Consider the following 24299-nt stretch of genomic DNA (forward strand, 5'->3'; position numbering starts at 1 on the left):
CAGGAGTAAGTGATGCCGATCCGTATATTGCCCCCTATCCTGGCCAACCAGATTCCGGTTGGTGGAGAGGTGGTGGAACGGCTCTCTATCCGCAAGATTGAAATTCAGGAGTAAATGATGCCGATCCGTATTTTGCCACCCATTCTGGCCAACCAGATTGCAGCCGGAGAGGTGGTGGAGCGGCCCTCTTCTGTGGTGAAAGAGCTGGTGGAGAACAGCCTGGATGCGGGGGCCGACCGGGTCGAGATCGACATCGACAAGGGGGGCGCCAAGCTGATCCGCATCCGTGACAACGGCTGCGGTGTCGCCAAAGATGAGCTGGTACTTGCGCTGTCGCGTCATGCAACCTCCAAGGTGGCCACGCTGGATGATCTGGAAGGGATCAACAGCCTCGGTTTTCGTGGCGAGGCGCTCGCCTCCATCAGCTCTGTCTCCCGTCTCACCTTCACCTCCCGCACCGCCGAGCAGTCCGAAGCCTGGCAAGCCCAGGCGGAAGGGCGCGAGATGAGCGTCACCATCAAGCCTGCGGCCCATCCGGTGGGCACCACGGTGGAGGTCGTGGATCTCTTCTTTAATACACCCGCGCGGCGCAAATTCATGCGCAGCGAAAAGACCGAGTTTGCCCATATTGACGAGCTGGTGCGCCGCATCGCGCTCTCCCGCTTCGATGCCACCCTGATCCTGCGCCACAATGGCAAGGTGGTGCGCCAGTACAAGGCCGCCAATACCGTGCCGGAGCAGGAGCGACGTCTCGCCGCCGTTTGCGGCACCCCCTTCATGCACCATGCGCTGGCGGTGGAGAGCGAGCATAGCGACGTGCGGTTGTGGGGCTGGCTGGCGACCCCGGAGGGGGCAAGACCGCAGAACGACCTACAATACACCTATGTCAACGGCCGGATGATGCGCGACAAGCTCATCAACCACGCCATCCGTCAGGCCTATGACGAGTTGCTGCCTCCCGATCGCTTCGCTGCTTATGTGCTCTATATCGAGCTGGATCCCCGTCAGGTGGATGTCAACGTTCATCCGGCCAAGCATGAGGTGCGCTTCCATCAGGCGCGGCTGATCCACGACTTTATCTTTCAGGCGCTGTTTACTGCGCTGCGCCGCGAAGGAGTCAGCGCCGCTCATCAGGACGCGCCGCTGGCCGAAACCCTGGTCGAGTTGCCGGTCACTCCGCAGATTGAATACCCCGGTCAGGCGCCCCGTCCGGAGTGGTACGGTGCCGAGCACAGCTACCGGGCGCCTGCGCAGGTGCGGGAGGGGAGCGGTGGGGCTGGCCGAGCCAGCAATTATCAACCGCCCGAGCCGCCAAGCCGGGAGGCGATGCGCGGCATGGGGGCGCTGCTCACTACGTTGCCTATTGCAACGGTGGCTGAGACTGCACCTGAGCAGTCCGCGGCCACCGTGCCGCCACTCAAACAGGGGGGATGTCGCGCCCTGACACTGGTGGAGCAGGCCTACCTGTTGATCGAGCGGGATAATCAGCTGGCGCTGCTCTCGCTGGTGCGTGCCGAGCGGGTGCTGCTGCGTCACTGGTTGCTGGAGACCTGGGGCCAGGGGCTGGCGGCCCAGCCGCTGTTGCTGCCGGTCTCCTTCAAGCTGCCGAAGAATTTGATCGCGCTGGTGACCGAGCAGGAACGTTTGCTGAAACGGATGGGGCTGGAGTTGAAAAGCGGGGGGCGCGACACCATGATCCTGACTCGGGTGCCGGCTCTGCTGCGCCAGACCGATCTGGTGCGGCTGTTACCCGAATTGCTGCAAATTATCGAGGGCGGATCTGACAGTGATGCTGGTCAGCAGGCTGAAGTATTATGCCAATGGCTGGTGGAGCAGGGGATAAGCCGCGAGAAGATATACGATTTTTCAACTGCCAGTCGTCTGCTGACGGAACTTGTGACCGATTTCAGTGACCAGCTTGGTGACATGCGTATGGTGCGCCCGCTTTCGCTGGCGACCGTGCTGGAGGAGTTTGAACATGGCGAGTGACTTGCCGACCGCAATTTTTCTGATGGGGCCGACGGCCTCCGGCAAGACGGATCTCGCCATTGAACTTTGCCAGGCATTGCCTTGCGACATCATCAGCGTCGATTCTGCGCTGATCTATCGCGGCATGGATATAGGTACGGCCAAGCCCACCGCTGATGAACTGGCGCGGGCTCCGCACCGGCTGATAGACATTCTTGATCCCGCTGTGAGCTATTCGGCAGCCGATTTTTGCAAGGATGCCCTGCGGGAGATGAAAGAGATCGCCGACCGTGGCCGCATTCCGCTGCTGGTGGGCGGTACCATGCTCTATTTCAAGGCGTTGCTGGAGGGATTGTCCCCGCTGCCCTCCGCCGATCCCGCCATTCGAGCTGGGATTGAGGAAGAGGCTGCCCGCCTCGGTTGGCAGGCGCTGCACGATGAGCTGGTACGCATCGACCCGGTGGCCGGGGCGCGGATCCACCCCAATGACCCGCAGCGGCTCAGCCGGGCGCTTGAGGTCTACCGTATCAGCGGCAAGACCCTTACCGAGCTGACGCAGGTGCAGGGGGAGGGCTTGCCCTATCGAGTGCAGCAGTTTGCCATCGCCCCGAGCGATCGTGCCGTGCTGCATCAGCGTATCGAACAGCGCTTTGACAAGATGCTGCAAGGTGGCTTTGAACAGGAGGTTCGTGCGCTGATGGCGCGCGGCGATCTGCACCCGGATCTCCCCTCCATTCGCTGTGTGGGTTATCGCCAAATGTGGGACTACCTGTGCGGTGAAGTGGGGTATGATGAGATGCGTTATCGTGGCATTGTTGCCACACGCCAATTGGCAAAACGACAGATGACCTGGTTGCGCGGCTGGCCCGATGTGACCTGGTTGGAATCTGGTGAGTCTGGCAATCTCGACCGCGTGCTTGCTCGCGCTGGTGCGGCTTGACACTCCCTGTATAATCAGGTTGTTATATTGATATTCGGTGTTTAAAAACAACAAACTATAAGGAAAAGAAAAATGGCTAAGGGGCAATCTCTCCAAGACCCGTTTTTGAATGCGCTGCGCCGTGAGCGGATTCCTGTTTCTATCTATTTGGTGAACGGCATCAAACTGCAAGGTCAGATCGAGTCTTTTGACCAGTTTGTTATCCTGCTGAAAAACACCGTGAGCCAGATGGTTTACAAGCACGCCATCTCGACTGTCGTACCGGCCCGTGCCGTCAATCATCACCAGCCCACTCCGGGTGGCGCGGCTGATGAACAGGGTGATGCCGAGGCGTGATATCCCTGGGCGAGTCGACTCGCCAACTCAGATTCATCATGATTCCTGTTAAGGAGCAAGCGCTTGTTTGACCGTTATGAAGCTGGCGAACAGGCCGTTCTGGTGCATGTCAACTTCAGTGATGAGGGTGAGCGGGAGGATCTGGAAGAGCTCAAGATGTTGGTGAGTTCTGCCGGTGTAAATGCGCTGGCGGTCATCACCACCAGTCGTAGTGCGCCCAGTGCCAAATTTTTTGTCGGCAGCGGCAAGGCTGAAGAGATCGCGTCCCAGGTCCAGATGCTGGATGCGGATGTGGTGATCTTCAACCATGCCCTGACTCCTGCCCAGGAACGAAATCTGGAACGTCTGTTCCAGTGCCGGGTGGTGGACAGAACCGGTCTGATCCTCGACATCTTCGCCCAGCGCGCCCGAACCCATGAAGGTAAACTGCAGGTCGAACTGGCCCAGTTACGCCACCTTTCCACTCGCCTGGTGCGAGGCTGGACCCACCTTGAGCGTCAAAAGGGCGGGATCGGTCTGCGTGGCCCGGGTGAAACCCAACTTGAAACTGACCGACGTCTGCTGCGGGAACGCATCAAGGCGATTTTGCGTCGGCTCGACAAGGTGGCCAAGCAGCGGGAGCAGGGACGCCGCGCCCGCAACCGCAACGAAGTGCCGACGGTGTCACTGGTTGGTTACACCAACGCCGGAAAGTCCACTTTGTTCAACCAACTTACAGCTGCCAGCGTGTATGCTGCCGACCAATTGTTCGCAACTCTGGATCCCACCCTGCGTAAACTGGTGATCCGGGATGTGGGTGATGTGATTTTGGCGGATACAGTTGGATTTATTCGACACTTGCCCCATGATCTGGTCGCGGCCTTCAAAGCGACCCTGCAGGAGACCCGCGAAGCGGATCTGCTGCTGCATGTGGTGGACTGTGCCGATGAGCAGATGCAGGAGAATATCGACTCCGTGCAGCAGGTGCTGGCCGAAATTGAAGCTGACGACAGGCCTCAGCTGATGATCTGCAACAAGATCGACAAGCTGGCGGATCGTCCTGCTGGTCTGGAGCGAGATGACGAGGGGCGCCCAGTGCGCGTCTGGCTGTCGGCTCAGACTGGTGAAGGTTGTGAGCATCTGTTTACGGCGCTGACTGAACTGCTGGCCGGCTCCATGGTGCACCACACCCTGCAGTTGCCACCCTCGGCAGCAAGATTGCGCAGTGCGCTTTATCAGTTGAAGGGCATTGAGCAGGAAGGCTTTAGCGAGGAGGGAGATTTCGTGCTGGAAGTCCGCTTGCAAGTGGCCGACTGGAACCGCCTCGTAAAGCAGGAAGGTGAGAGTTTACAACGCTTTATCAGGCATTGATTCGTCGATGAAGTGAACCCTTAGGGGCTTCTCAACGTATGATGGCCCGATAGAGATGATATCCATCCGCATGTATTAATGGAGACGCTGATGGCTTGGAATGAGCCTGGTAACAACGGCAAAGACCGTGACCCTTGGGGGAATAACGGCAAGAATCAGGGACCCCCTGATCTGGATGAAATGCTGCGCAAAGTGAGCCGCCGTTTCGGTGGCTTGTTTGGTGGCGGCAAATCTGGCGGCGATGTAGGTCGCTTTGGTATCTCCATCGCGCTGGTTGTGGCTGTGGTGGTGTGGGTCGTCAGCGGCTTCTACACCATTCGTGAAGCGGAACGTGGTGCAGTGCTGCGGTTTGGCAAGTTTTCCCATATTGTCGAGCCGGGTCTGCGCTGGAATCCCACCTTTATCGACAAGGTGATCCCGGTGGATGTCGAGTCCGTGCGCTCGCTGCCTGCTTCCGGTTTCATGCTGACTCAGGATGAAAACGTGGTGCGGGTCGAGATGGACGTGCAGTACCGTGTGGTCAACCCCGAGCAGTATCTGTTTAGCGTAACGAATGCTGACGAGAGCCTGAGTCAGGCCACCGACAGTGCCCTGCGTTATGTTGTGGGCCACACCAAGATGGACGACGTGCTGACCACCGGTCGTGAGAAGGTGCGTCAGGAGACCTGGCAGGTGATTGATGGCATCATCGAGCCTTACCAGATGGGTCTGCAGATCGTCGACGTCAACTTCTTGCCGGCTCGTCCGCCGGAAGAGGTGAAGGATGCGTTTGATGACGCCATTGCCGCTCAGGAAGATGAGCAACGCTTCATTCGCGAGGCCGAAGCCTATGCCCGTGAAGTCGAGCCGAAGGCCCGTGGTCAGGTCAAGCGTCTGGAGCAGGAAGCGGAAGCCTACAAGTCCCAGATTGTGCTGAAAGCCCAGGGTGAAGTGGCCCGCTTCAACGAGCTGCTGCCCCAGTATCAAGCTGCGCCCGATCTGACACGCAATCGTATCTACCTGGAGACCATGGAAGAGCTCTATCAGCAGGCCAATAAAGTGGTGGTCGACATGCCGGCTGGCAACAACAGCATGATCTATCTGCCGCTCGACAAGTTGGCTGGCAAGCAGGCGAGCGTCCAGCAGGGGCGTACAGCTGCTGCGCCGACCATCGAGTCCACGCCAGCTTCCAACGAGGGCGCCAACTCCACTCCGACGCCGCTGCGTAGCGGTGACCGCTTCAGCTCAGGGAGAAACTGATAGATGAAAAAGCTAGCTATTGGTGTAATCGCTGTCGCGGCCATGGTCTGCTTCTCTTCTGTCTTTATCGTTGATGAAGGCCAGAAGGGGATTGTGGTGCAGTTCGGCAAGGTGAAGCGGATTGATTCCGGTGAGCCCCGTCTCTATGAACCGGGCCTGCACTTCAAGGTGCCGCTCATCGACCAGGTTCGCAAAATGGATGCACGGATCCAGACCATCGACAGCCAGGCTGACCGTTTTGTCACCTCCGAGAAGAAAGACCTGATCATCGATTCCTATGTGAAATGGAAGATCGAGGACTTCTCCAAGTACTACCTGGCAACCGGTGGTGGTAACAAGTTGCAGGCCGAGGATCTGCTCAAGCGCAAGATCAACAACGGTCTGCGCTCCGAGATTGGTAATCGTACTATCAAGGATATCGTCTCCGGTGAACGCAGTACCGTGATGGAAGATGCTCTGATGAAGATGGCGCGCTCCTCCGAGCTCGGCATCAAGGTGGTGGATGTGCGGATCAAGCAGATCAACCTGCCGGTGGAAGTGTCCAACTCCATTTACCAGCGGATGCGGGCAGAGCGTACTGCCGTGGCCCGTGAGCATCGCTCCCAGGGGCGTGAGCAGGCCGAGATCCTACGGGCCGATATCGATCGCAAAGTGACCGTGATGATCGCTGATGCAGAGAGTAACGCTCGTCAACTGCGTGGTGAAGGGGATGCGGAAGCCGCTAAAATCTATGCCGACAGCTACAAGAAAGACCCCGAGTTTTTCAGCTTCGTGCGCAGTATGGAGGCCTATCGCAAGAGCTTCGCCGGTGGCAACGACCTGATGGTGCTCAAGCCGGATAGCGAGTTTTTCCGTTACTTCAAGTCTCCTGAAGGCACCAAGCAGTAAGTGTCGGGAGTTGTTTTGCCAGGGGCCTGCTTTGTCAGGCCCTTTTATTTGTCTGCCAAACAAACGGGATCAATGGTTTTTGACGGGAGAGGGGCAGAATGATGACATCCATACTGACGGGGCTGGGTCTGCTGTTGCTGTTTGAAGGGCTCGGCCCGTTGTTGATGCCCAGGGCATGGCAGCAGATGTTACGGCTGCTGAGCGATCAGCCACCGGAGCAGTTGCGCCGTATCGGCGGCTCGTTAGTGGTTGCGGGTAGCGTGATCCTCTGGATGCTGAGTCGCTGAGTCTGGCGCAATGCACTGTCCAGCAGATAGCAGACAATAAAAAAGAGGCCGAAGGCCTCTTTTTCATGCATGTCGTTTACTCAGGCACTGCGCTGCACCGCCATGTGGGCCAGTGTTTCCAGCGCGTGCTTGTGCGGGGAGTCCGGCAGGATGGCGAGGGCGGCAATGGCCTTGTCGGCCTCTTCCCGGGCCCGCATGCGGGAGTACTCCAGCGCGCCGGTACGGTCGAGAATCCCGAGGATCTGCTCAAGATGTTCCATACCGTTGCGATGCTCGATGGCATCGCGCACCAGCTGGCGTTCTTCCGGCGTGCCCACATCCATGGCACGCAGCAGCGGCAGGGTTGGTTTGCCTTCGGCCAGATCGTCGCCGACGTTCTTGCCCATCTCTTCGCTCTGGGAGCAGTAGTCCATCACGTCATCAATGATCTGGAACGCGGTGCCCAGATACTTGCCGTAATCGGTCATGGCCTGTTCGACGGGCTCGGGCTGATGGGTCAGCACGGCGGCGAGTCGGGTAGCGGCCTCGAACAGCTTGGCGGTCTTGCAGTAGATGACCGTCATGTAGCTCTCTTCGGTGGTATCCGGGTCGTTGCAGTTCATCAGCTGCAACACTTCCCCTTCGGCGATGGTGTTGGTTGCATCCGAGAGGATCTCCATCACCCGCAGGTTGGAGAGTTCGGCCATCATCTGGAAGGAGCGGCTATAGAGGTAGTCACCGACCAGCACGCTGGCAGCATTGCCAAACATGGCGTTGGCAGTTTCCCGGCCGCGGCGCAGGTCGGATTCGTCGACCACGTCGTCGTGCAGCAGGGTAGAGGTGTGAATGAATTCGATGATGGCGGCCAGTTTCAGGTGATCCTCACCTTCATAGCCCAGCGCACGCGCAGCCATCACGGTCAGCATGGGGCGCATCCGTTTCCCGCCGGCGCTGACAATGTAGAAACCCAGCTGATTGATCAGACTAACGTCGGACTGGAGTCGGGCCAGGATCAGTTCATTGACCGCCGTCATGTCGGCGGCACAGAGCGCACGGATAGTCTGTTGGTCCATAAGTCTCGTAACGTGACAGCAGCAATAACTGCGATTTTAGTAATGGCAGGGATTCTACACGATTTCACAATGGGTTACAGTTAGGCGTTTATCCACGGCGGCAGATATGCGCACAAAATAAACTTTTTGCTAAATTGGCCTTGCCTGAGCAGATCGATTTGCGTAGAATGCCCGCCCATTGTTATAGGTTTTTGCGCATGTCTAGCCTTGAGCAAAAGACATGCCTTTACGGAGTTAATCAAATGTACGCGGTATTCCAAAGCGGCGGAAAACAACACCGTGTGGCCGAAGGTCAAATCGTTCGTCTGGAAAAGCTGAACGTTGAGACTGGCGCTACCATCGACTTCAACGAAGTGCTGATGGTTGCTGCAGGCGACACTTTTAAAGTAGGTGCTCCTTTCGTTGAAGGTGGCAAGGTTGTAGCTGAAGTTGTGGCTCACGGCCGTGGCGAGAAAGTGACTATCGTCAAGTTCCGTCGTCGTAAGCACCACCGTAAGCAAGCGGGCCACCGTCAGTGGTTCACTGAAGTCAAAATCACTGGCATCAGCGCTTAATTAGAGGAGTCCGATAGATGGCACACAAAAAAGCTGGCGGTTCATCCCGCAACGGTCGCGATTCTGAAGCTAAACGCCTGGGCGTGAAGCGTTTCGGCGGCGAAACAGTTCTGGCTGGCAGCATCATCGTTCGTCAGCGCGGTACCAAGTTCCACGCTGGTGAGAACGTTGGTCTGGGCAAGGACCACACCCTGTTCGCTACCGCGAACGGCAAGGTGCAGTTCGAAGTTAAAGGTCCGCTGAATCGTAAGTACGTTAGCATCGTTGCTGAGTAATTACGGACCGCAAGGATCCGAAGCCCCGCCAACAGGCGGGGCTTTTGTTTTTCCGAAATAATGACGAAAAAACGGAACGCAGATGACCCGGGTACCGAGATTGCCCGGAGAGGCAAGATGCGTATCGCCCGCAGGGGTCTGTACCACTATAATTGCGTATCGGTTTTTCGAATTAAGGTGACGGTTACCTATGAAGTTTGTTGATGAAGTCCAGATTCGAGTCGATGCCGGTGACGGTGGTAACGGTTGTGTAAGTTTTCGCCGTGAAAAATATATTCCCAACGGTGGTCCGGATGGTGGTGACGGTGGTGACGGTGGTGACGTCTATCTGGTTGCCGATGAGAACCTCAACACCCTGATCGACTACCGTTTTGAGCGTTTCCATGCTGCCGAGCGTGGCGAGAATGGCCAGAGTGCCAACTGTACCGGTCGTCGTGGCAAGGACAAGATCCTGCGCGTGCCGGTCGGTACCCGTGCAACCGATGACGATACCGGCGAGTTGCTGGGCGACTTGACTCACCACGAGCAGAAGTTGCTGGTTGCCAAGGGCGGTTTCCACGGTTTGGGTAATACCCGCTTCAAGAGTTCGGTCAACCGGGCTCCACGCCAGAAGAGCAACGGCACCCCGGGCGAAGTGCGTACCCTGAAGCTGGAGCTGCTGTTGCTGGCTGACGTCGGTATGCTGGGTCTGCCCAACGCCGGTAAATCTACCTTTATTCGCGCTGTTTCTGCCGCCCGCCCGAAAGTCGCTGATTATCCCTTTACCACCCTGGTGCCGAACCTCGGTGTGGTGCGTGGTGAGAACTCCCGCTCCTTCGTGATCGCCGATATTCCGGGCCTGATTGAGGGGGCAGCCGAAGGCGCAGGTCTTGGTATCCGTTTCCTCAAGCACCTCGAACGCTGCCGCGTGTTGATCCATCTGGTGGATATTTGCCCCATTGATGGCTCCGATCCGGCTGAAAATGCCGTGACCATCGTGCGTGAGCTGGAGAAGTACAGCCCGGAACTGGCTGGCAAGCCGCGCTGGTTGGTGTTTAACAAGATGGACCTGATCCTGGAAGAAGAAGCCCAGGAGGTGATGGATCGCGTCAAGGCGGCCCTGAACCACGAAGGTCCGGTCTATGCCATCACTGCCATCAGCAAGGAAGGCACCAAGAAGGTCTGCTACGACATTCTGGATCTGCTGGATACCATGCCCCGTCAGCTGGCGGAAGATGCCAAAGACGCCATCGAGAAGGTGGAGTTCAAGTGGGATGACTACCACAAGAACCAGCTGGCCAAGGCTGAAGCGGAAGCACTGGCTGCCTCTCTTGCCTTCGATGAAGGGCTTGATGATGACGATTGGGATGACGACGAAGATGATGGCGTTGAAGTCATCTACGTCCGTGACTGATCCCCGTCACTCTCATTGAAAACCGGAGCCTGAACAGGCTCCGGTTTTTTTATGTCTATCGAGCAGCAACTCATTAGATATATTTGTGATGTCACTTATTGCCTGCCACTGATAACCGATTATACTGCCCACCAAAATTAACAATAACGAAACAATCATCTGGAAATGTCGATTGAATCGATATGCGCAGCTGTATCTTATTGTTTTAATGGAAGGTTTGCCTGTGGAAATATTTATGCGCAGATTTCTGCTTTAAGGGCTTGTTTGTGCATTTTTTTAGAGTATTCTTGCGCCCGTTTTGCCGGTTAATGCATGAATACGCAGGTTGGCCGGGCTAGGGAAAAGTAACATTAGGGCAGTTTTATCATGTTGGAAAAGAGTCTCGAAGCACCTGCGGTCAATACTCGCCGTAACTTGTTGATGTTTCTGGTTCCGTCACTTATCGGGATCCTGTTGTTCATGACGCCGGTCGTCTATGACGGTAACGTCACCATCCCGGTGGCCGTGCTGGCCAAGCTGGTGCAGCGCGTTTTTGCCGATTATCTGGTCGCCATGGTCAGTGCGGTGATCACCACCACCATGCTGATGACGGTGATTGCCTGGTTGTTCAAGCCAGCGATTCTGGTGCGTCGTCCTTTCCTCAACAGCTTGTTCAATGTCTCCCCTTTCTGGGCCTGCGTGCGGGTATTGGGCGGTATTTTCGTGCTGCTGACCTTCTTCCAGGTAGGGCCTGAGGTGCTTTACTCAGGTGCAACCGGTGGACTGGTGCTCAACGATCTGCTGCCGGTGCTGTTTTCAGTCTTCATTTTTGCCGGCCTGCTGCTGCCGTTGCTGCTCGATTTCGGGCTGCTGGAATTTGTCGGCACCATGATGACCCGCATAATGCGTCCTGTCTTCCGGTTGCCGGGCCGCTCCGCAGTGGACTGTTTTGCCTCCTGGCTTGGCGATGGCAGCGTCGGCATCCTGCTGACCAGCAAGCAGTACGAAGGGAAGTTCTATACCCAGCGTGAAGCCGCGGTGATTGGCACCACTTTCTCTGCTGTCTCCATCACCTTCTGTCTGGTGGTGATCTCTCAGGTGAAGCTGGAGCACATGTTCGTCCCCTTCTACCTGACCGTCTGTCTGGCTGGAGTGGTTGCCGCTATCGTGGTGCCACGTCTGCCGCCGCTCTGCTGGAAGAAGGATATCTATATCGATGGTGCTCCCCTGTGTCGCAAGCAGGAGGCGGTGCCCCATCAGCACAGCGTGATGAGCTATGGTTTCGAGCGTGCCCTGATCAAGGCTGACAGCATGACAGATCTCGGCGCCGTCGCGCGGGAAGGGGTGAAGAATGCACTGGATATGGTGTTTGGCGTGCTGCCGGTGGTGATGGCGATCGGTACCTGTGCCCTGATGCTGGCCGAACATACCCCTATCTTCAACTGGCTTGGCGCTCCCTTCGTCCCCTTGCTGGAACTGCTGCAACTGCCGGAGGCGGAAGCGGCATCCAAGACCATCATGGTCGGTTTTGCCGATATGTTTATTCCAGCGGTGCTGGCCTCGACCATCGATAGCGAGATGACCCGCTTCGTCATTGCCGCCATGTCGGTAACCCAGCTTATCTATATGTCGGAAGTGGGGGCCCTGCTGCTTGGCAGCAAGATCCCGGTCAAACTGTGGGAGTTGTTTGTGATCTTCCTGATGCGCACCCTGGTTACCTTGCCGGTAATTGCCGGTGTAGCGCATCTGCTGTTCTAAGGGCTACGCCATAGTGAAAAACGGTCAACCTGGGTTGACCGTTTTCTTTTCCGCGGTAAGGGGAGAGCATCGCCCTTAGGCTGGCTCAGCCTCTAGTGACGGGACACTGAATTGTCAGGGAGTGGACTGTGTTGGCGATGCTATAGGGCTTGGCCGCCTTGTAGACCTTCTTGTCTTCGTCGTAGCTGCCTCCCAGATACTGGGTACTGTATAGCGTCTGCTGGCGGCGATCGGTCTCCTTGTAACCTTGTGGGCAGGTCTGGTTGGCCTGCTGGAAGCAGGCTTTCATGCTGCTGCATTCGATGTAGAAGCCGCGCTGGCTGGTATCGGCAAGGTGCACCGGGGTGACGGTGGGGGCTGGGGGAGACAACAGGGAGCAGCCGGAGAGCGTCAGCGCGCCCAGCAGAACGAGATGTTTTGACATAGATAACCTGAACAGTGTGGTGTGACAAAGAGTGAGGGGGAGTCTATTGCTCCCCCTTCGCTATAGGGGCACCGTTATAACCAGCCCGGGGCGCTCAGGCCAGCCCGCAAATGTAAGAAAATATGACCCAGCCTAGGCCAGTGCGGCCAGCAGTGCGGTTTCGTCCACCTGATCCAGTTGGGCGCTCTCGAGGAAGCGCCTAGCGTAATCGCGCCAGATGCCGCTGCTGACAAACAGGGCGAACAGATCCGAGTCGATATGCTGTTCACGCACCATGTTCTGCATGATGGCAAGAGCCTGGGAGATCGTCTTGCCAGATTTGTAGGGGCGATCACTGGCGGTCAGCGCCTCGAAAATATCGGCGATAGCCATGATGCGGGCTGGTACGCTCATCTGTGCTCCGGTCAGCTGGCGTGGGTAACCCTTGCCATCCATCCGCTCGTGATGACCGCCGGCAATCTCTGGCACGCAGCGCAGATGACGGGGGAAGGGGAGGTGCTCCAGCATGCGTATGGTCTGGATGATGTGCTCGTTGATCTTGTAGCGCTCCTCCTCGGTGAGGGTTCCCCTGCTGATGGCAAGGTTGTATCTCTCCCCCCGGTTGTAGAGATGGTGCGGTACCTTGACCTTGAAGCCCCAGGGATTGTGCTCGTCGAACCGATCTCCATCCGGACGAGGCACAAGGTGCCAGCACTTGTCGGCCAGCAGTGGCTCGAGGCAGGGCAACTCGGGAGACGGTTCTTTCTGACGCAGCTTGAGCTCCTCCCGGCTGATGCCGAGTCGATCGTCCAGGGTGCGCAGCCAGGTGCGGCTGGCGATGGCGTCGAGCCGTTCAATCTTCTCGGGGGCCATCCACTCGCCGCCCAGATTGCACTCGGCGATGAAGGCAAACTCCTGATCCAGTTCGGCCCAGCGCGGGGCTGCTTCTTCCCGGCAGGCACTTCTGATCTCTGATGACAGGCGGGCTGCGAGGCACTCGATATAGACATCCCGCTTGAGTACTTCAAAACGGGTGCGGATCTCGTGGATCCGGTCGTAGAGGGTCTCCAGTTTGGTAGCCTTGTCGACCACGAACTCCGGGGTGGTCACCTTGCCACAGTCATGTAGCCAGCTGGCGATATGGATGGCTTCCCACTCCTCCTCGTTGAGACTGAAATCGGCAAAGGGGCCCTGTCGCTGGGCGCAGGCTGCCTCGGTCAGCATCTTGGTCAGCTCGGGCACACGTTGGCAGTGGCCGCCGGTGTAGGGGCTCTTGGCGTCGATGGCGCCGGCCATCAGCTCGATAAAGGATTCGAGCAGCTGTTTTTGCTCCTCCAGCAGGCGCTGGTTCTCGATGGCGGAGGCCGAAGTGCCCGCCAGCGCCTCGATCAGGCTGATGCGCGATGCCAGCTCCTGTTCGCTGCAGTGTGGCAGGATCAGCAGGAGGTAGCCGATCAGCTCCTGACGATGGTTGCAGAGCGGCTCAGCTACCAGCTGGCATAGGCCGGGAAAGGAACCCCAACTGTCCAGGTGTTGCCTCCAGGCCGCCTCATCCAGGCTGAGGGAGATGCGCTGGGAAGTGGCCAGGCCGGATAGCAATGGTTGTGGCCAGGGAACCTGCCCTAGGGGCAGTTCGGTTTGCTGCCAGCGGGCCTGGACCGGCTGCATCTTTTGCTGTTGGGCCAGGTAGAGGCATCCCCCTTTTGCCTGTACCGCGGCGATGGTTTCATGCAGGATGCGGCTTAGCAGGGAGTCGACGCGGTGCTCTGCAGCCAGTGCTCTACCCATGTTCATGAAGTTGCCGAGGGTTTGGCGCATGCCGGACATGGTGCGCGCAAGGTCATCTATTTCCCGGATGGCTGATTCAGGAACCTGACCCTCGCCAAAGTCGAAACGCTGGATCCGCTCAGCCTCACGGGTCAGGGCCAGCAGCGGGGTAGCGGTACGGCGGGAGACCAGCCAGATCACTGGCAGCAACAACAGCAGGCTGCCCAGCGCCCATGCCACATTGACCAGCGCTTCGTTGCGTGCCTGCTGATAAAGCAGATCTGCCGAGACCAGCAGGGCGATGTAAAAAGGAGTGTCCTTGCCGAGGGGGGAGATATTGACCAGCCACTCTTGTTTTTCCCCTGTGGTCAGGGTCAGCTCCCGGGGAGAACCATCCAGCAGCACAGGCGTCCTCTCTAGCCTAGTTTTCAGCTCGGCCATGACTGGGCCGCCCAGAGCCGTGATCGCTGGCAGCCGGGTCAGCTGATCATAGGCTGGCAGATGTACAGGGTCGGCCGCCAGCAGTGTCGCGGAGCGATCGAACAACACTACCTGGCTTTGGAGCGGCAACTGCAGCTCGCCAATCAAGGCCGAGAGCCCCTCGACACCGGCATCCAGCCCTATCACGGCGCGTTGGCTATGGCTGGTGACAGCCATCGTCATGCCCGGCTCCCTGGTGGTAAAAAAGAGATAGGGGGTGGTGGCGACAATCTTTGATGAACCGCGAGCCAGCCGGTACCAGTCGCGGCTGCGGGGATCGAATCGATAATCCGCCATGGCTCGCCGTGCCAAAAGTTGCAGCTGCTCGTCAAAATAGAGGAACTCTCCCCGCCCGCTACTCAGGCTCTGAACCAGCAACTGGCTGCCTTCAGGCACTGCCTGCAACGTGGCCCGGGCCCGTTCCGTGAGTTTTCGTACCAGAAAGAAATCGCCACTCTCATAGCCGATGTAGACGGCACCATAGCTGTCGCGATTGGCCAGGATCTCTGCCAGCTGCGGCAGATACTCCAGTCGGCTTGCCAGATCGCTCATGTCGGCCAGTCGGCTGCTGGCTAGCAGGCTGAGGGACATGCGGGCTGGCTGCTCGTTCAGTTGCAGAGCGAGGGCCAGCTGTTCCCGGTACTGTTTGAAGTTGTGGCGCTCATGTTCCAGCATCTGGCGAGAACCCTGCTGGAACTGCAGCAGAATCAGCAGCATGCCCAGCACACTGAACAGCAGGGTAAATAGGGTGGCAATGTGAACGTAGAAGGGCTTGCGCCCGGATCTGGCAGTGATCATGGACATTTCCTTGTCACAGTGATGCTTGCGGAGACGATCTGTCAGCAGTGTGTCAATACGATAACAGAAATGACAATAATGGCCTGATATCTGTGCTTTTCCATGGTTGCCCACTGCCAGGCAGAGCTTGGCAGGAGATAGTGATTCATTCAGGTATCACGTGCTACATTGCCCCACTTGTTACTGGTCTGTAAATCAATGGAGTGACCCATGTCTGCCATCCCCTATTCCGTGCTCGATTTGGTGCCTGTTGCCGTAGGTTCCGTGCCTGCCGAGTCATTTCGCCGTTCGCGGGATCTTGCCCGCCATGCCGAGGGCTGGGGTTACCAGCGCTACTGGCTGGCCGAACACCACAACATGCCGGGCATTGCCAGTGCCGCCACCTCGGTGTTGATCGGTCATCTGGCCGAGGCCACCACCACTTTGCGGATTGGGGCGGGTGGCATCATGCTGCCGAACCACTCGCCACTGGTGATTGCCGAGCAGTTTGGCACCTTGGCTTCGCTTTATCCGGATCGCATCGATTTGGGCCTTGGCCGCGCCCCCGGGACCGATCAGCGCACCATGCGGGCGCTCAGGCGCCAACGCAGCAGTGAGGTGGATGATTTCCCGGCCGATGTGCGCGAGCTAATGAGCTACTTTGGCGACGAGATTGGCACGGTGCAGGCGGTGCCAGGTCAGGGGCTGCATCTGCCCATCTGGCTGCTGGGCTCCAGCCTTTACAGCGCGCAACTTGCAGCGGCGATGGGCTTGCCGTTCGGGTTTGCCTCCCATTTCGCCCCTGCCATGTTGCTGGAAGCGCTGGAGATCTACCGTAGCCAGTATCGCCCCTCCGCTCGCTGGCCCAAGCCCCATGCGGTGGTCTGCATCAACATGATTGCCGCCGACAGCGAGCGGGAGGCCCGCTTCCAGTTCACTACCGTGCAGCAGCAGTTCTTGCGCCTCCATCGCGGTGATGCGGGCAAGCTGCCCGCGCCGGTCGTCCAGCTTGGCGATGAGTGGTCTCCCCGTGAGCTGATGGCGATGGAGCAGACCTTGGCCCGCTCGCTAGTGGGCAACCCAGAGCAGGTTCGTCATGGCCTCAAGGCGCTGCTGGCGGAAACCCGTGCCGATGAGCTGATGTTCAATGGCCCCATCGTCGATCATCAGGCCCGACTGCGCTCCTTTGAAATTGCCGCCGAGCTGATGCAGAGCCTGTGATTACACATCCTGGCACATCTGCCTGTGTGCCAGAGCTTGACCTTATATCTCTTTATGTTTATTCAACTAATTGATTTTAAAGAGTTGTCAGGTTGATGTCGTCCATCTGTCGTGTCACCTTTCGCGGCGCAAGCCCTATGCTGGCCCTGTCAATTACCACAAGGAGTTCGAGATGATCGTCAGGAAGTTGAGATTGCAACGGGGTTGGTCTCAGGATCAGTTGGCAACGTTGACTGGTTTGAGTGTCCGCACTATCCAGCGGATCGAGCAGGGTCAGCAACCCGGACTGGAATCCCTCAAGGCCCTGGCCGCTGTCTTTGAGCTCGATGTGGCGCAACTGGACGGCACACGGCAACAGGAGCATGAGATGAGAGGGAGTGACACTATGGGGAAGGATGCATTGCAGGTTTCAGCAGAGGAGCAAGCTGCCATGAAGTATGTGGAGGGGCTCAAGGGCTTCTATCACCATGTCGCCAGCTATCTGCTGGTGATTGGCGGGTTGTTTGTCATCAACTATCTGAGCAACCCGGGGTATATCTGGGCCTGGTGGCCGGCACTGGGGTGGGGATTGGGACTGGCGTCCCATGCCATTCGGATATTCGAGCCTTTCAAACTGTTTGGCCCGGAGTGGGAGCGGCGCCAGATTGAGAAGCGGCTGGGGCGCAAGTTGTAACTTCATTCGCCGGAAAACAGGGCACACAAAATAGTAAGCCCGGCAGATTGCCGGGCTTTGTTATTGGTACGGGTCTTGGCAATCGGTGCAACTGCGACCGCCTGATTGCTGCGTACTCCCTAGCTGGCGTGAACCGGGCAGGGGGTGGCGATCAGAGCATCATCCTCGTAGCGCCACAGGGTGAGGCTGTTGCCCCAGACGCAGCCGGTATCCAGACCCTTGATATCGCTTTTTCCGGTGTTGCCCATCAGGGCTGCCCAGTGGCCGAACACCAGAATGGGGTCATCCACATGGTGTTCACGCTGCTCGAACCAGGGGCGCAGCCCCGGGGTCGACTCCTTGGGCCCCTTCTTGCATTTGAAGTCGAGCCGGCCATCGAAGTAGCAGAAGCGCATCCGGGTGAAGGTGTTGATGATGTAGCGGTAGCGGTCGATCCCGACCAGATCATCTTTCCAGCCATCGGGTTGGTCGCCATACATGTTGTGCAGCAGCCACTGGTACTGATCGCCGCGCAACAGGCTCTCTACCTCGCGGGCACAGTTGCGGGCGGTGCGGGCATCCCATGCGGGGGAGATACCGGCATGCACCATCATGATGGGCAGATCCGGATGCTCCGCCAGCAGCGGGCGGTGGCGCAGCCACTCCAGCAGTTCATCCCGATCCGGCGCATCCATCAGGCTCTGCAGCTTGTCCTTCTTCTTGAGTGGGGCAACGCCATTGGCGACCGCCAGCAGGTGCAGGTCGTGGTTGCCGAGCACGGTGACGGCGCGGTTGCCCAGCCCTTTGACAAAACGCAGGGTATTGAGGGAGTCCGGGCCACGGGCGACCAGATCGCCGCAGAGCCAGAGCACGTCTTGGTCGGGATCGAACGCGGCAAGATCCAGCAGACGGCGCAAGTCGTCGTAACAGCCCTGGATGTCACCGACAAAACAGTTCGCCATGAAACCTCAGTTGATAATATTGGGGATGGCCAGCGTGAAGGGGGCGATGGGCGCCTCGAACTGCTGACCAGAGCCATCTTGCAGGGTATAGCTCCCTTCCATCACCCCGAGCGGGGTCGCCAGCGGCACGCCGCTCTGGTAGCGGTAGGTTTCCCCTTCGGCAATGACGGGTTGCTCCCCGACCACGCCCGGGCCTGCCACTTCCAGCATCTTGCCATTGGCATCGGTGATGAGCCAGCGCCGGTGCAGCAGTTGCACTGGGCCGGGCCCCAGATTCTCAATCTCGATCAGATAGTGAAACTGGTAAGGGTCTTTGGATCCCGCCACATACACGGGGTATGGGCGGATCTCGATGTGCGGGAGTGCCACAGGATCAGGCCTGTTGCTGATCCGCCAGCCAGTTGGCGATCATGACAAACTGCTCGAGGGAGAGATTCTCCGGGCGCAGGTTGCCATCGATACCAAGCTCGGTCAGCTGGGCGTCGGTGATGAAGTTGGAGAAGCTGTTGCGGATGGTCTTGCGACGCTGGCCAAAGCCCTCGGTACAGACGCGATTCAGACAGCGAATGTCTTTCGCGACTATGGTCGGATTCTTGTGCGGGATCAGGCGAACTACGGCCGAGTCCACCTTTGGCGCCGGTTTGAAGGCGCCCGGGCCCACTTCCAGTACCGGCACCACCTGGCAGTAGTACTGGGTCATCACGCTCAGGCGGCCATAAGCCTTGCTGCCCGGGCCTGCGGCCAGACGCAACACCACTTCCTTTTGCAGCATGAAGTGCATGTCCTCTACCCGATCAGCGAACTCGCACAGGTGGAAGATGAGCGGGGTGGAGATGTTGTAGGGCAGGTTGCCGAAGATGCGCAGCGGCCCCTTGCCTTCACCCATCAGGGTGCCGAAGTCGAAACGCATGGCGTCCGCTTCGATGACGGTCAACTTGTCTTTGAGGGTCGGGTGCTCGCGCAGGCGAGCTGCCAGGTCCCGGTCAAGCTCGACCACGGTCATTTTGTCCATCTGGGCGGCGACTGGCTCGGTCAGCGCGGCCAGACCCGGACCGATCTCCACCAGATTCTGACCCGGCTGCGGGTTGATGGCGGCGACGATCTGATCGATCACATACCGGTCGTGCAAGAAGTTCTGACCGAAACGCTTACGGGCCGTGTGGCCCATGTGCACCTTACTGCTCATATCTTTTTTTCTCTACCATCTTGATGGCGTGGTTAATCGCGGTGACAAGGCTGCCCGGATCGGCCAGGCCCTTGCCTGCCAGATCCAGCGCGGTGCCGTGATCCACCGAAGTGCGGATGAAGGGAAGCCCCAGGGTGATATTGACCGAACTGCCGAAGCCCTTGTATTTGAGCACAGGCAGCCCCTGGTCGTGGTACATGGCGAGTACCGCATCCGCATCCTTGAGGTATTTCTCCTGGAACAGGGTGTCGGCCGGCAATGGGCCGACCAGATCGATCCCTTCCTGGCGCAGGGTGACCAGGGCGGGTTCGATCACGTCAATCTCTTCACGTCCGAGATGGCCACCTTCCCCGGCGTGGGGGTTGAGGCCGCAGACGTAAATACGGGGTTTGGCGATACCAAACTTGGTGGCGAGATCCTCGTTGAGGATCCGGATCACCTTGCCGAGGCGATCTTCGGTGATGGCCATCGCTACATAGGCCAGCGGAATATGGGTAGTCGCCAGTGCGACCCGCAGCCCCTCGGTTGCCAGCATCATTACCACATCGGCAGTGTTGGATTGTTGGGCAAAGAACTCGGTGTGGCCGCTGAACGAGACCCCGGCCTGGTTGATGATCCCCTTGTGCACCGGCCCGGTCACCACGGCGGCAAATTCGCCGCTCATGTTGCCATCGCAGGCACGCTGCAGGGTCGCTAGCACATAGGCGCCATTGCCTTCGTTCAGCTCGCCCGGCACCACGGGGGCGCCGAGGGTGACCGGACAGACGGTCAGGGTGCCCGCCCGCTGCGGATGAGCAGGGGCGGTTGCGTCATAGGGCTCAAGCTCGATGCTGAGCCCCTGCAGGGTTGCCCGCTCGCGCAGCAGCGCCGGATCGGCGATCACCACCAACTGGTGGGGCCAATCCTGCTGGGCAATCTGCAGCACCAGATCCGGGCCGATCCCGGCCGGTTCGCCCGGGGTAACGGCAAGGCGACGGCAGCTCATCAGCTCGCAGATCCTTCGACACGGATGTAAGCCTCATCACGCAGCTCGTCCAACCAGGCCTGGGACTCTTCCACGAAGCGGCGATTGTAGATCAGCTGATAGGCACGCTGTTCCAGAGCCTTGTCAGTGGCATCCTGGCTGCGACGATCTTCCACTTGGACGATGTGCCAGCCGTGGCTGGTGCGGAAGGGGGCGCTGATCTGGCCTGGTTGCAGTCGGTTAACCATGTCGCGAAACTCTGGTACATAGACGTTGGGATCAGACCAGCCCAGTTCGCCACCCTGCACCGCAGAGCCCGGATCTTCGGAATACTTCTCCGCCATGCTGGCGAAGCTTGCCTTGCCGCTCTTGATGTCGTGCAGAATGCCGTCCAGCATCCCCTTGGCTTTCTCTTCGCTCAGGATGATGGAGGGCTTGATCAGGATGTGACGGGCCTTCACCTCGGTCTGCATCACTTGCTGCTGACCCTTGGTGTCGAACACCTTGACGATGTGCAGACCGGCGCCGGAGCGCAGCGGGCCCACGATATCGCCCTTCTTGGTACCCTGTACCGCTTCGGCCATCAGGGTCGGCATCTCTTGCGGGCTCATCCAGCCCCAGTCACCCCCTTCCAGCGCCTTGGGGCCGTTACTCTCGGCAATGGCCAGTTTGCGGAAGTCGGCACCCTGCTTGAGGGCGGCCAGAATGCGCTCGATCTTGCTCTTGGCGGCATCCAGCTGGGCGGCGGTGGGGTTGTCCGGCAGGGCAATCTGGATATGGCCGACGTGGTATTCGTTCTGCTGTTGACCCTGTTTCTTCAGGATCTCCACCACCTGCTTCACCTCCTGCTCGGAGATGTTGATACGGCGGCGCACCTGATTGCGGCGCACCTCGTTCATCAGGATCTCGCGGCGAACCTCTTCCCGATACTGGGCATAGGTCATCCCTTCACGGGCGAGCTGGGCGCGCAGCTGATCCAGGGTCATCTTGTTGTCGGCGGCGATGCCCTGAATAGCCTGTTCCAGCTGGGTATCACTGATCTTCAGCCCCTGGCGATCCGCCAGTTGCAGCTGCAGGCTCTCCTGGATCAGACGGTCGAGTGCCTGTTTGCGCAGAGTGGCATCGTCAGGCAGAGACTGGCCGCTCTCCTGGGCGGAGAGTTTTACCTTGTTGACCAGTGCGTCCTGTTGACTGGACAGCACTACGTCCTTGTTGACCACGGCCAGCACTTTGTCCATCAGCTCGGGCGCAGCCAGTGCGGCCTGGCTCATGGCGCCGAACATTCCCGCGGTCAGCAGGGCAATCAGGGTCTTTTTCATATCCATCTCTCAAGGCTGGACCAGCATCATTGCTGGTCTTTCAGATTAAACGGGCGAACATAGGGCAACAGCTCGGTATCCAGGGTGACACTGCGGCCACCGGTACCCACGCTGCCAAGTCCCTTCATTTCAAACTGCAGACCAATGACTTTTTCCGAAGTGGGCTTCAGAGTGATGTTGTCCGGCTGGTTGTGCCACTCCAGGCTCATGTTGATGCTCCAGCAGCAGGAGTCGTATTTGACACCGATCTTGCGGTCAATGTTCACATCCTGCTTGATATCGCGATAGTAACCGCCATACATCTGCCACTGATCGGCGATCGGCGCCATCATCACCAGACCAGCCTGGCTGAGGTCTTCGGCCAGAGCAGGATTGCTCGGGTAGCGATAGTCCCGGTTGCCGTCCTGGATATAGCGGTAGTTGACCTGGGTGGTCAGCTTGCCGGTCCGGTATTCGACTGCACCGTTGCCGGCAGTAAATTCCCCCTCGGAGGTATCGTACTGGGTGCCGGCATGGGCGAACCACTCATCGGTGATCCGGGCATCCCCCTCGAACGAGAGCAGGGAGCGGGCGTTGGTGTTTTCCTGATCGGACGGGTAGAGGCGCACCTTGGGAGGTGTCATCTCGAAGGCCTGGGCTACCGCCAGACGTAACCGCTCATCCCCCACATTGTCATAGACCCGGCTGGTCAGGCCAACGGTGACCCGGTTGGCATCGCTGATGCGGTCGAGACCGGCGTAGCGGCGATCGCTGAACAGGCTGTAGTAGTCCTGACGGGTAGTGGTGGAGTCGTAAATCCCTATTTCGTCCTGATTCTTGTAAGGGATATAGAGGTACTGGAACTCAGGCTCCAGGGTCTGGGTGCCCTTGCCATCATACCAGTCTACCGGACGATCGAAGTTGACGCCCCCCTTGAGGCGGAAGGACGGCAAGGTGCGGGTAATGGTGCCGTCTTTCAGGGTCAGCTGCTGGCTATCTGCGTCTGTAAATTTACTGCGATCCTGGCTAATCAGGTCTTTGGGGATCTCCTGGTTGTAGGAGGTAAACATCAGTTTGTACTGGCTTATAAGGTAGTAACCCGGCGCATCGACCAGGGGGATGGTCAGGGTGGGAGCCAGATGCAGACGGGTAGCGGTATAACGCTCACCGGCCTGCTGGGCAGTGGCGCTGCCGCTGTCATAGCCAAACTTGGTCAGCTCGCTGTTCCAGGCCAGATCGAACCATTTCCCCTGCTGGAAGTAGTTGTAGTTGATGCGTGGCAGCATCTCGTGGGGCAGCAGCGCGTAGGGACTCAGGATCTGATAGCGACGCACCTCGGAGGTGAGGTTCCAGTTCTGCTGGTAGTAACCGGCGGTAAAGGATTGCTGCAACTGGCTGTCGACCTGGGTGCCCACTTGCGGGCTGAAGTCGTTGAAGTAGTTGTAATCCTTGTCCCGTACCTGGGTGTAGTCGATGCCTAAACGCAGGGAGCCATCCATCAGGGTGGATCCGTGACGAATATTCATCAGGTAACGATGACCATCTGAGAGGTACGGAGTCCCTGTCGACGGGTTGGTAAAGCTCGGGTTGCCAGCATCATACTGCTTGTCATCCCTGAGGCTTTCAAAATAGAGGGTACCGGTATGGGCTGGGTCCGGCATGTAGCGAAACTCTACCTGTTCCATCAGGCCGCGTTTGTCCATAAAGCGGGAGGTGATGGTGGCATCGTAGTTGGGGGCAATGTTCCAGTAGAAGGGCTGGGTGATCTCCATGCCGTTGCCGGAACTCTGTTTGTAACCCGGGTAGAGCAGACCTGTCTTCCGTTCATCCTTGATGGGGAAGTTTATATAGGGGAAGTAGAACACCGGGTAGTCATAGAGCCAGAGGCTGGCGTTCCAGGCTTCGCCGAACACCTCTTTCTGGTCGATGTCGATGCTGCCCGCCTTGAGGGTCCACACTTCCTGACCGGGGGGGCAGGTAGTGTACTGGGCTCCCTCCATGGTGATGTTCTGGTTGTTGTTGGTCATCACCACGCGTTTGGCAAAGCCGCGCACCGGTGAGCCATGCACCTGATACTTGCCCTCCTCCAGCTCGGAGTTTTTGGTATCCAGGTTGGATTTGAGGGTCTTGTCGCTGGTGACGGTCACCTGACCGTCGTTGTAATAGATGTTGCCGATGGCGATGACATCCCGGCTCTTCTGATCGAGCTGTGCATAATCGGAGTCAAACTTGCGAACACCCTGACGAACCTTGACGTCGCCTTCATAGACGGCGGTGCCGCCCTGTTTGGCCTCGAGACGGTCAGCATCAACCTCGACCGGCTGCGCGTTGGCATCCTGATCCGATGAAGGCTTCTCTATCTTGGGAACATAGTCATAGCAGAGACTATCGAGAATGCCGGTGGCTGGCGGCGCTTCGAACGGGGCCGCCTGCACCATCATAGGGGTGAGTGCGGGGGCCAGGCTGATAGTCAGGGCGATGGGATAGCGGTACCCCAGTGTCCATTTGGTCATGTGAAAGACTCGTGCAATCCGTGATAGATACGGTTGATCCAAGGCATGCATTTTACG

General features: G+C 58.4%; 22 protein-coding genes. 13 read left to right on the forward strand and 9 right to left on the reverse strand.

Annotated features, from left to right (window positions below):
• Positions 1 to 117: 117 nt before the first annotated feature.
• From mutL to G5168_RS20135, 7 genes are all read left to right on the forward strand, one after another.
• Positions 118 to 1989: a DNA mismatch repair endonuclease MutL gene (gene mutL / locus G5168_RS20105; RefSeq protein ID WP_227342989.1), complete on the forward strand. Its 1872-nt coding sequence runs from the start codon at positions 118 to 120 to the stop codon at positions 1987 to 1989.
• Positions 1979 to 2908, forward strand: coding sequence for a tRNA (adenosine(37)-N6)-dimethylallyltransferase MiaA (gene miaA, locus G5168_RS20110; protein ID WP_082182310.1), 930 nt, complete (start codon positions 1979 to 1981; stop codon positions 2906 to 2908). The genes mutL and miaA overlap by 11 nt, the downstream gene beginning before the upstream one ends.
• Before the next feature lie 72 nt (positions 2909 to 2980).
• Complete coding sequence (gene hfq / locus G5168_RS20115) at positions 2981 to 3244, forward strand: RNA chaperone Hfq (RefSeq protein WP_005339045.1); 264 nt, start codon at positions 2981 to 2983, stop codon at positions 3242 to 3244.
• A 63-nt stretch (positions 3245 to 3307) separates the two neighbouring features.
• A complete protein-coding gene (hflX, locus tag G5168_RS20120) occupies positions 3308 to 4594 on the forward strand; it encodes a ribosome rescue GTPase HflX (protein ID WP_227341990.1) in 1287 nt (428 codons plus the stop codon).
• A gap of 90 nt (positions 4595 to 4684) precedes the next feature.
• Positions 4685 to 5833 (forward strand): FtsH protease activity modulator HflK, encoded by a 1149-nt coding sequence (gene hflK / locus G5168_RS20125; RefSeq protein WP_227341991.1) that lies wholly within the window; start codon positions 4685 to 4687, stop codon positions 5831 to 5833.
• Positions 5834 to 5836: 3 nt separating this feature from the next.
• Positions 5837 to 6721 (forward strand): protease modulator HflC, encoded by an 885-nt coding sequence (gene hflC / locus G5168_RS20130; RefSeq protein WP_216952925.1) that lies wholly within the window; start codon positions 5837 to 5839, stop codon positions 6719 to 6721.
• Positions 6722 to 6819: 98 nt separating this feature from the next.
• The gene (locus G5168_RS20135; protein WP_216952926.1) at positions 6820 to 7008 is read left to right on the forward strand and encodes a DUF2065 domain-containing protein; all 189 of its coding nucleotides are present in this window, start codon (positions 6820 to 6822) and stop codon (positions 7006 to 7008) included.
• A gap of 80 nt (positions 7009 to 7088) precedes the next feature.
• On the opposite strand, the gene ispB is transcribed toward G5168_RS20135, so the two are convergent.
• On the reverse strand, positions 7089 to 8060 hold the full coding sequence (gene ispB / locus G5168_RS20140; protein WP_216952927.1) for an octaprenyl diphosphate synthase: 972 nt from the start codon (positions 8058 to 8060) through the stop codon (positions 7089 to 7091).
• A gap of 242 nt (positions 8061 to 8302) precedes the next feature.
• Here ispB and rplU point away from each other — a divergent pair, with 242 nt between their 5' ends.
• The 4 genes from rplU to G5168_RS20160 all read left to right on the forward strand — a co-directional run bounded on the left by rplU (position 8303) and on the right by G5168_RS20160 (position 12019).
• Positions 8303 to 8614 carry a 50S ribosomal protein L21 gene (gene rplU, locus G5168_RS20145; RefSeq protein WP_005304210.1) on the forward strand — a complete coding sequence of 104 codons (312 nt, stop codon included), beginning with the start codon at positions 8303 to 8305 and terminating at the stop codon, positions 8612 to 8614.
• A 17-nt stretch (positions 8615 to 8631) separates the two neighbouring features.
• Positions 8632 to 8889: a 50S ribosomal protein L27 gene (gene rpmA / locus G5168_RS20150; protein ID WP_005304202.1), complete on the forward strand. Its 258-nt coding sequence runs from the start codon at positions 8632 to 8634 to the stop codon at positions 8887 to 8889.
• Between the two features lie 190 nt (positions 8890 to 9079).
• On the forward strand, positions 9080 to 10282 hold the full coding sequence (cgtA, locus tag G5168_RS20155; RefSeq protein WP_227341992.1) for an Obg family GTPase CgtA: 1203 nt from the start codon (positions 9080 to 9082) through the stop codon (positions 10280 to 10282).
• Between the two features lie 366 nt (positions 10283 to 10648).
• Positions 10649 to 12019 (forward strand): YjiH family protein, encoded by a 1371-nt coding sequence (locus G5168_RS20160; RefSeq protein ID WP_227341993.1) that lies wholly within the window; start codon positions 10649 to 10651, stop codon positions 12017 to 12019.
• 85 nt (positions 12020 to 12104) lie between these two features.
• Here the strand turns inward: G5168_RS20160 and G5168_RS20165 are convergent, their stop codons facing one another.
• Complete coding sequence (locus G5168_RS20165) at positions 12105 to 12443, reverse strand: hypothetical protein (protein ID WP_005341051.1); 339 nt, start codon at positions 12441 to 12443, stop codon at positions 12105 to 12107.
• Positions 12444 to 12575: 132 nt separating this feature from the next.
• Positions 12576 to 15467, reverse strand: coding sequence for an HD domain-containing phosphohydrolase (locus G5168_RS20170; RefSeq protein WP_227341994.1), 2892 nt, complete (start codon positions 15465 to 15467; stop codon positions 12576 to 12578).
• 210 nt (positions 15468 to 15677) lie between these two features.
• Here G5168_RS20170 and G5168_RS20175 point away from each other — a divergent pair, with 210 nt between their 5' ends.
• Entirely contained in the window at positions 15678 to 16667 is a 990-nt protein-coding gene (locus G5168_RS20175; RefSeq protein ID WP_421252638.1) for a luciferase-like monooxygenase, read from the forward strand.
• A gap of 172 nt (positions 16668 to 16839) precedes the next feature.
• The gene (locus G5168_RS20180) at positions 16840 to 17340 is read left to right on the forward strand and encodes a 2TM domain-containing protein (RefSeq protein ID WP_227341996.1); all 501 of its coding nucleotides are present in this window, start codon (positions 16840 to 16842) and stop codon (positions 17338 to 17340) included.
• Positions 17341 to 17459: 119 nt separating this feature from the next.
• Here the strand turns inward: G5168_RS20180 and G5168_RS20185 are convergent, their stop codons facing one another.
• From G5168_RS20185 to lptD, 6 genes are read right to left on the reverse strand one after another with little or no spacing between them, the layout of a single operon-like run.
• A complete protein-coding gene (locus G5168_RS20185; protein ID WP_201987516.1) occupies positions 17460 to 18281 on the reverse strand; it encodes a symmetrical bis(5'-nucleosyl)-tetraphosphatase in 822 nt (273 codons plus the stop codon).
• A gap of 6 nt (positions 18282 to 18287) precedes the next feature.
• Complete coding sequence (gene apaG, locus G5168_RS20190; protein WP_031227971.1) at positions 18288 to 18650, reverse strand: Co2+/Mg2+ efflux protein ApaG; 363 nt, start codon at positions 18648 to 18650, stop codon at positions 18288 to 18290.
• Positions 18651 to 18654: 4 nt separating this feature from the next.
• Positions 18655 to 19467: a 16S rRNA (adenine(1518)-N(6)/adenine(1519)-N(6))-dimethyltransferase RsmA gene (rsmA, locus tag G5168_RS20195; RefSeq protein ID WP_005339016.1), complete on the reverse strand. Its 813-nt coding sequence runs from the start codon at positions 19465 to 19467 to the stop codon at positions 18655 to 18657.
• On the reverse strand, positions 19457 to 20452 hold the full coding sequence (pdxA, locus tag G5168_RS20200; RefSeq protein WP_227341997.1) for a 4-hydroxythreonine-4-phosphate dehydrogenase PdxA: 996 nt from the start codon (positions 20450 to 20452) through the stop codon (positions 19457 to 19459). The genes rsmA and pdxA overlap by 11 nt, the downstream gene beginning before the upstream one ends.
• Positions 20452 to 21750: a peptidylprolyl isomerase SurA gene (surA, locus tag G5168_RS20205; RefSeq protein WP_216952937.1), complete on the reverse strand. Its 1299-nt coding sequence runs from the start codon at positions 21748 to 21750 to the stop codon at positions 20452 to 20454. Before surA ends, pdxA begins: the two co-directional genes overlap by 1 nt.
• A 26-nt stretch (positions 21751 to 21776) precedes the next feature.
• Positions 21777 to 24242 carry an LPS assembly protein LptD gene (lptD, locus tag G5168_RS20210; protein WP_227341998.1) on the reverse strand — a complete coding sequence of 822 codons (2466 nt, stop codon included), beginning with the start codon at positions 24240 to 24242 and terminating at the stop codon, positions 21777 to 21779.
• Positions 24243 to 24299: the final 57 nt, after the last annotated feature.

It is taken from the genome of Aeromonas sp. 600724 (assembly GCF_049175135.1).
Classification (GTDB): domain Bacteria; phylum Pseudomonadota; class Gammaproteobacteria; order Enterobacterales; family Aeromonadaceae; genus Aeromonas; species Aeromonas veronii_A.